Annotated in this window: 6 protein-coding genes and 2 tRNA genes; 3 read left to right on the top strand and 5 right to left on the bottom strand. The window is 66.3% G+C overall.

Annotated features, from left to right (window positions below; all coding sequences use genetic code 11):
• Position 1: 1 nt before the first annotated feature.
• Positions 2–75 (bottom strand) — tRNA-Gln (locus Q7T84_RS17610).
• A gap of 154 nt (positions 76–229) precedes the next feature.
• Here Q7T84_RS17610 and Q7T84_RS17605 point away from each other — a divergent pair.
• Positions 230–306 (top strand) — tRNA-Pro (locus Q7T84_RS17605).
• A 389-nt stretch (positions 307–695) separates the two neighbouring features.
• Here the strand turns inward: Q7T84_RS17605 and Q7T84_RS17600 are convergent.
• Genes Q7T84_RS17600 through Q7T84_RS17590 form a run of 3 tightly spaced genes read right to left on the bottom strand, consistent with a single transcriptional unit; the run spans position 696 to position 6373 of the window.
• A complete protein-coding gene (locus Q7T84_RS17600; RefSeq protein WP_304811430.1) occupies positions 696–2093 on the bottom strand; it encodes an efflux transporter outer membrane subunit in 1398 nt (465 codons plus the stop codon).
• The gene (locus tag Q7T84_RS17595) at positions 2090–5311 is read right to left on the bottom strand and encodes an efflux RND transporter permease subunit (protein ID WP_304811428.1); all 3222 of its coding nucleotides are present in this window, start codon (positions 5309–5311) and stop codon (positions 2090–2092) included. The genes Q7T84_RS17600 and Q7T84_RS17595 overlap by 4 nt, the downstream gene beginning before the upstream one ends.
• Before the next feature lie 24 nt (positions 5312–5335).
• A complete protein-coding gene (locus Q7T84_RS17590) occupies positions 5336–6373 on the bottom strand; it encodes an efflux RND transporter periplasmic adaptor subunit (protein ID WP_304811426.1) in 1038 nt (345 codons plus the stop codon).
• Between the two features lie 205 nt (positions 6374–6578).
• On the opposite strand from Q7T84_RS17590, the gene Q7T84_RS17585 reads away from it, so the two are divergent.
• Both Q7T84_RS17585 and Q7T84_RS17580 read left to right on the top strand, forming a co-directional pair.
• Complete coding sequence (locus Q7T84_RS17585) at positions 6579–7166, top strand: TetR/AcrR family transcriptional regulator (protein ID WP_304811424.1); 588 nt, start codon at positions 6579–6581, stop codon at positions 7164–7166.
• A 174-nt stretch (positions 7167–7340) separates the two neighbouring features.
• Positions 7341–7535, top strand: coding sequence for a hypothetical protein (locus tag Q7T84_RS17580; protein WP_304811422.1), 195 nt, complete (start codon positions 7341–7343; stop codon positions 7533–7535).
• Here Q7T84_RS17580 and Q7T84_RS17575 read toward each other — a convergent pair whose 3' ends face one another.
• Entirely contained in the window at positions 7536–7727 is a 192-nt protein-coding gene (locus Q7T84_RS17575) for a hypothetical protein (protein ID WP_304811420.1), read from the bottom strand. It abuts the gene before it with no gap.
• Positions 7728–7962: the final 235 nt, after the last annotated feature.

Genomic DNA, 7962 nt, shown 5'->3' with positions numbered 1-7962 from the left:
GTGGCTGGGGAACTAGGACTCGAACCTAGAATGACGGTACCAAAAACCGCAGTGTTACCATTACACCATTCCCCAGCAGGAACGGCTCGCGGGATAGTCGCCCCGCGGCGAGGGCGTGGAGATAGCCTAACAATTCGCCGGATGCAACGCCTCCAAAAAGGTTCTTTCAGAGGTGTGCGAGGGCGCTTGCGGCGCAGACGAGCCTCACCTATAAGGCGCCCTCCCAAGTCGGAGTGTGGCTCAGTCTGGTAGAGCACCGCGTTCGGGACGCGGGGGTCGCAGGTTCGAATCCTGCCACTCCGACCAAGGGAACCTAAGCGAAAAGCGCTCCAGACTAGCGCTTCGCCGCCGCCTCGGCGGATTTCCATACCCTCAAGAAATCACCGCCTCAGATGTAAACGATCTGAGCCTCGGTATCGCCACGGGCCACGAGTTCGCGCGTCACGTTCGGCGCTTGGCTCACGTTCCTGAGGCCCTCCATTGCCGCGCCGCGATTGAGGTTCGAACCTGGGGCGACACGGCGACATGGCTGCCTAGTACGAGCGCCCAGCCATGGATGGCGTCGGCGGGCCAGGATCAAGGAAAGGGCAACGTCTGCCGCCCGCGGGGATTGAGCGCTAAGCGGCCTTCCGCGGCGGCGAGGAGCAACGCCGGGGAGCGGCGGGCTCCCCTGAAGGAAGCCCGCCTTTGGCCGTCTAGCCTTCGCCCCAGCCGCCGCCCAGCGCCTTGAACAGGGCGATCTGGTTGGTGGTGACTTGAGCGTCGGAGAGGGCGAGCTGTGCTTCCAGCTGCGCCAGGTTCTTTTCGGCCACCAGCAAGACCAGCAAGCTGTCGACGCCCGCCTCGTTGCGCAGGCGCGCCAGGCGGACAGCCTTGGCTCCCTCGTCCCGAGCGCGGCGCAGGGCCGTGCGACGGTCGAGCTCCCGCGCGTATTGGCTCAGCGCGGTCTCGGTTTCCTGAAGGGCCGTCAGGTTCGCCTTCTCGAAGTTGGCGAGCGCCCCCTCCGCGACGGCGCCGGCCTGTTTGATCCGGGCGCGGCTGGCGACGATGTTGGGGAAGTTCCAGCTGATCAGCGGCCCGACATTGAACTGGAAGTCATCACCCAGGTCGCCGGAATTGGCCGCCGCCGTCGAGATCGACCCGCCAATGGTCACCGAGGGATAGAGCGAGGCCGTGGCCACCCCGATCCTGGCGGTGGCCGCCGCGAGTTCCCGCTCAGCCTGACGCACGTCAGGACGACGGGCCAGCATGGCCGCGCCGTCGCCCACCGGCAGCGCCGTCGCGACTTGCGGCACGGCCTTGCAGGCCAGCACCGCCGTAGGCGCCTCGGCTGGCGGCTTGCCGGTCAGCAGCGCCAGACGATACAACGCCGAAGCGCGCTGCCCTTCCAGGGTCGGCAGGGTCGCGCGCGTCGTCTCAAGTTGAGTTGCGGCGCTGGAGGTGTCCAGCGCCGTGCCCCGACCAACCTCAAGCTGCCGGGCCGTGACATCATAGGTCTGCTGCTGCAGTTGCAGGGTCTGCTTGACGACGGCGATCTGAGCGTTGGCGGCGCAGATATCGGCATAGGCGCGCGCGGTCTCGGCGGCGACTGAGATCCGCACCACGTCCAGCCCCGCTTGAGCCGCCGCGGCGTCGGCGCGATTGGCCTCCAGGCTGCGGCGCACGCGGCCGAACAGATCGACCTCGTAGGACATGTCGAAGCCGGCCGAATAACTGTCAGCTTCGGCGAACTGGCCGTTCACGGGATTCTGCCCGCGGACCCGCTGGCCCGACGCCGAGGCGGTGGTCGACGGCAGCAGGCCGGCGCGGCTCTCGCTGAGCACCGCGCGGACCCGGGACAGGTTGGCCGCCGCGATCGCGATGTCCTTGTTGGCGACCAGGGCTTCCTGGACCAAGCCGTCGAGGGCCGGGTCCTGGAACAGCCGCCACCAATCACCCGGAGGCGCATCGGCGGTCGCCACGGCGGGCTCGGCGCTGACGAAGGTCCCCTGCGCCGAGGCGATGGGCCCCTGCGCCTGGTAGTTCGGCCCGACCGCGCAGGCGCTAAGCGCGCTGGCGGACAGGAGGGCGGTGACTAGCGAACGGCGAATCACTTGGCGCCTCCTTCATACTCGAGCGGGCTGTGCGGCGTGCCGCCGCCGGTGGTCGGATAGTCCTTCTCCTTGCTCTTGGCCTTCGGGAGCTTCGCCGCGAGACCACGGCAGAGCACATAGAAGACCGGCGTGAAGATCAGGCCGAAGATGGTCACACCGATCATCCCGAAGAACACCGCGGTGCCCAGGGCCTGCCGCATCTCCGCGCCCGGCCCGCTGGCGATCGCCAGAGGCAACACGCCAAGAATGAAGGCGAAGGAGGTCATCAAGATCGGCCGCAGGCGGGTCTTGGCGGCGCGGACGGCCGCCTCGAAGCGGTCGACCCCGTGCTCTTCTTCCGACTGCTTGGCGAACTCCACGATCAGGATGGCGTTCTTGGCGGCCAGGGCCACAAGTACGATCAAGCCGATCTGAGTCAGGATGTTGTTGTCCTGGCCTCGTAGATTGACGCCCAGAATGGCCGCCAGAATACACATCGGCACGATCAGGATGACCGCGAGCGGCAAGGTGAACGCCTCGTACTGAGCAGCCAGCACCAGGAACACGAACACGACGGCCAAGGCGAAGATCAGCACGCCAGCATTGCCGGCGGCCTTTTCCTGGTAGGCGAGTTCGGTCCACTCGTAGCTGAAGCCCTGCGGGAGGTTCTTGGCCGCGAGTTGCTCCATGGTCGCCAGCGCGTCACCCGACGCGACGCCGGGAGGCGCCCCGCCCTGGACTTCGGCGGCCGGGAACATGTTGTAGCGAACAACACGGATCGGGCCGGTTTCGTCCTTGATGGTGGCGAGCGAGCCCAAGGGCACCATGCCGCCGCTGGCGGAACGGACCTTGATCGCGGCGATGTCGGCCGGATCGTCCCGAGCGTCGGCCTCGGCCTGAGCGGTCACCCGGAAAGTGCGGCCGAGCAGGTTGAAGTCGTTCACATAGGTCGAGCCGAGATACGTGCCGAGCGCGTCGTAGATGTCGCCGGGTTGGACGCCCATCAACAGCGCCTTGTCGCGATCGATCTCGGCGCTCAGGCGCGGCGAACCGGTGTTGAACTGCGAGAACACCCCGACGGTGGTCTGCGGCGACTGGGCGGCGGCGCCGACCAGGCCGTTGGCGGCCTGTTCCAGCGCCTGATAACCGGCGCCCGAACGGTCCTGGACCATCATCTTGAAGCCGCCGGCGTTACCCATGCCTTCGACCGGCGGAGGCGCCAGGAAGAAGATATTGGCCTCTTCGATGCCGCCCAACCGACCCATAATCTGCCCGGCCATCGCGTCGGCGGTCATGTCCTTGCCGCGCTTTGACCAATCGTCGAGCTTCACGAAGAACACGCCGCCGTTCGAGCTGGACGAGAAGCTCGCCCCGTCGAGACCCGCGAAGGCCGCGACGTTCTGAACGCCTGGGGTGTCCATGATGATGGCGTTGGCCTTGCGAACCACGGCGTCCGTCCGCGAGAGCGAAGCCCCCGGCGGAAGTTGGACGACCCCGATCAGGAAGCCTTGGTCCTGTTGCGGAATGAACCCGGCGGGGGTGGAGGTCAGGCGCCATCCGGTCATCAGGATCAGGCCCGCATAGATGACCAGCATGATCATCCCGGATCGCACGAGCCGCGCGGTCAGGGCGCCGTACTTTTCGCTCAACCACTCAAAGCCGGCGTTGAACTTATGGCCGGCGTTCTTGATCGGCCTCATCCAGCGGGGGCCGGAGTTAACGTCATGCTCGACGTGCGGCTTCAGCAGGATCGAGGCCAGCGCCGGCGACAGGGTCAGCGACACGATTAGAGAGATCACCGAGGCCGCCGAGATGGTCACGGCGAACTGGCGGAAGAACATGCCGGGGATACCGGGCATGAAGGCGGTCGGCACGAACACGGCGAGCAGCACCAGCCCGATGGCGATCAAGGCGCCAGACACCTCGTCCATGGTTCGGAACGCCGCCTCTCGGGGCGTCATGCCTAACTTGATATTTCGCTCCACGGCCTCGACGACGACGATGGCGTCATCGACGACGATGCCGACGGCGAGAACCAGGGCGAATAGCGACAACGAGTTGAGCGAGTAGCCCAGCGCGAGCTGGATCGCGAAGGTGCCGACCAGCGCGACGGGAATGGCGATGATCGGAATGATCGCCGCACGCCACGTCTGCAGGAACACCATGATCACGATGACCACGAGGATCACCGCTTCGAACAGCGTGCTCTGGACCGAGGCCACGGACGCCTGCACGAACTCCGTCGGGTTGTACGGAATCATGTAGCTGACGCCCTGGGGCATCGTCGGCTTCAGTTCCTCGACCGCCTTCAGCACCTCGGCGGCCGTCGCCAGGGCGTTCGAACCCGGCTGCTGGACGATCGCCAGACCAATGCCGCGATCGCCGCTGAAGTAGCCGCGCATCCCGTAGTCCTGCGCGCCGAGCTCAACACGCGCGACGTCGCGAACGCGGGTCACGCGGCCTTCGGCGTCGGTGCGGATAACGATATTTCCGAACTCTTCGGGATCGGCCAGACGGCCTTGGACCTGGACGGGCAATTGATAGGCCGCGCCGGTGTCGGACGGAGCCTGGCCAAGCGCGCCACCGGCGGCCTGGACGTTCTGTGCGCGAAGCGCGGCGACGATTTCGCCGGACGTCAGGTTACGGGCCGCGGCCTTGCCGGGGTCGATCCAGACCCGCATCGAATAGAAGCCGCCGCCGAACACCTGGACGCCGCCGACACCGTCGATCCGCAACATGCGGTCGCGCAGCGTCGAGTTGGCGTAGTTGCCAATGTAGTCGAGGTCGGCGTTCGGGTCCTTGGAGGTCAGCGCCACGATCAGCAGGAAGCCGGAAAGCTGCTTGTTGACGGTGACGCCGGTCTGACGGACCTGCTCGGGCAGGCGCGGCTCGGCCAAGGCGACACGGTTCTGAACCAGAACCTGAGCCGCATCGAGGTCGGTGCCCGGTTTGAAGGTGACCGAGATCTGCGCCATGCCGTCGGCGGTCGACGACGAGGTCATGTAAAGCATGTCCTCGACGCCGTTGATCTCCTGCTCGATCGGCGCGGCGACCGTCTCGGCGAGCGTCTCGGCGGAGGCCCCTGGATAGACGGCGGTCACGGCGATGGTCGGCGGTGCGATGTCCGGATACTGCGATAGCGGCAGCAGCGGCAGCGCGAAGGCCCCGATCAGGGTGATGAACACCGCGATGACGCCCGCGAAGATCGGGCGATCGATAAAGAAGTGCGAAAAGCGCATGGGGTCCTGTCCCGTTGCCTGGCGCTACTGAGCGCCGGCGGGGGTGGCGCTCGAGGCCACGGGAATGGTGACAGTGGTCGTGCGTTCGGCCGCGGGCTTGGGCGTGATCTTGACGAGGGTCGCCTTGACCTTCTGACCTGGCATCATCATCCGGGCGGTGCCGTTGACGATGATCTTGTCCTGAGGCGTCACGCCGCTGCGGATGACCCGCAGGCCCTGGCTCAGCGGACCAAGCGTCACGGGCTTCAAAGTGACCGAGCCGTCTGGAGCGACGACATTGACCGCCTTGCGGGCGCCATCGGGAACGATCGCGTCCTCGGGAACCAGCAGAGCTTCATAGGCCTGAGCGCCTTCGACCTTGGCCTTGCCGAACATCCCGGGCTTCAGGAAGCCGTTCGGGTTGGCGACCGCGGCGCGCATGCGCACGGCGCCCGACGCACCGTCGAGGCTGTTGTCGGTGAAATCGATCTGGCCGGTCCAGCGATAGTCGGCCTCGTCCTGCAGACGGATCTGCACCTTGCCGCCCTTCCCGGTTTCGCGTTGGTTCTTCAGAAGCTGCGCTTCCGACGCGTCGAACACGAAGTGGATCGGCGTGGTCGAGACGATGGTGGTCAGGACGTCGGCGCCTGAGCCGCCGCCGGAGATCACATTGCCGGGGTCGACGCGGCGATCGGAGACGACGCCGGAGACCGGCGCGGTCACGCGGGTGAATTCAAGATCCAGCTCACGAGCGCGAACCGTCGCCTGGGCGACTTCGTTAGCGGCGCGCTTGCTGTCGTATTCCTCGCGACTGATCGCCTGGGCCTTCAGCAGGCTTTCGGCGCGGGCCAGGTCGCTGGCGGCCAGCTGGGCCTGGGCGCGGGCGGCGGAGAGCTGCGCCTGCGCGGGGCGCGGATCCAGTTGGAACAGCAGCTGCCCCTTTTGGACGAACTGGCCCTCGCGGAAGTTGGCGCTTTGCAGATAGCCGCCCGCCCGAGCGCGCACATCCACGCGCTCCGGAGCTTCGAAGCGGCCGGTGAAATCGTCCCAATCCACGACGGATTGGCGAAGCGGTGTGGCCACGGACACCTGCGGCGCAGGCATTTGCGGCGGGCCTTCGGGCTTGCTGCAAGCGGCCAAAACCATTGCAGCAGCAGCCGTTGCGACCAACGGCGCGAGAAATTTGCGCATATAATATCCCAGCGGGCGCGGGGAGGCGCCCAAGTCAACAGTTGATGACTTTTACAGCCACACCCCCTACATATGTCAACAACCGATGACAACAAGGGTGGAACGAGAAGAAATGGTGGAGCTTCCGGCCCCGAGCCGCACGCGGAATGCAGCCGCTACACGCCAGGCCATCCTGGACGCAGCGCATCACCGTTTTGCGAAGGAAGGCTATGACGGGGCGAGTCTGCGCGAGATCGCGGCCGACGCCAAAGTCGACGCTGCTCTCGTGTCTCGCTATTTCGGATCGAAAGAGGAGCTCTTCGTCGAGGTGCTGAACTGCGCGCCCGACGCCTCGGACCTGTTCGAGGGAACGCTCAGCGATTTCGGCGTCCGGGTCGCCGCCAAGATTCTCGATGATCGCGACGTCGATCAGGGGGTCGAATACCTGCTCATCATGCTGCGCTCGGCCTCATCGCTCGCCGCGGCCGAGCCGCTGCGGCGCTCAATGCGCACGCACTTCCACGATCCCTTCGCCGCCTGGCTGGGCGGCCCCGACGCCGACGTGCGGGCGCGTCTGGCCGGCGACCTGATCATGGGCGTCTGCATGTCTCAGGCGATCACCGCCGACCACGACCTGGACGAGGAAGGTCGGGCGAACCTACGCCAGCGCCTGGCGGCGGTGTTGCAGGCGGCCGTCGAGCCCTAGAGCGCTTTCAGGCGAAACAGCCGCCGGTTCACAGCCAGAAGACGCGACTAAACATACGACTAGAGGGGAATGGCCGCGCCGAACTTCACGCGCCGACGCACGAAGATAGGCTCGTAGCGCCCCACGGCAGGATGATCGGCGATCTGTGCGTTGGCGAATAGGTTGAAGCTTTCCATGCTCTCGAACATGGCGATGCACATCTGGTCGTGGGGCGATCTCCATCATCACCTGGACGTGCGGCGAGCGGCCGAGCCTGGCGCGGAGGTCGGCCAGTTGAGCGAGCCCCTGCTGCGCCAGTTGAATCAGCAGGACGACGGAAAGGTGTTCGCCGCTCACCTTGGGATTGAGGGACCGACACGTCCGCGGTGATCACCCCATTGTGCCGATAGGACGGAAGGGCGCGCACAGCGGCCGTCGGGCGTCTTTGAGGGCGGCTAGGGTCGCTTCAGGATAGGCCGTCCGAACCAGCTGAAGGATGTCTTCCAACCGCCGTTGGTGGTCGGCGGCCTCAAGATAGTCGCCAACGCTCAGCTCGACCGAGATCTGTCCCCACAACTTCATATCCCACGCTCCAACGTGTTTGCTCGGCGGTGGCTAAACCTAGGCCGCGCGGCATGCACATCAGGGGCGTTCAGGGGGCCGGCCTCGCCGCCTCGCCGCGTGGTGGCGGCCGGAAACGCGAGGGCGTCGGCAGGAGCGGTTCGGGAGCGACGTAGACGCTCCCGCCGCGAACCGGCCGGCCCCGCTGGGGCCGGCCGGGATGCAGGTCCTTAGAAGGACTTGCGGACGCTGACGT

Origin of the sequence: Phenylobacterium sp. (genome assembly GCF_030654915.1) — a bacterium.
Taxonomy (GTDB): domain Bacteria; phylum Pseudomonadota; class Alphaproteobacteria; order Caulobacterales; family Caulobacteraceae; genus Phenylobacterium.
The sequence above is the reverse complement of the archived record's forward strand: the minus strand, read 5'-3'. Positions and strand labels throughout refer to the sequence as shown.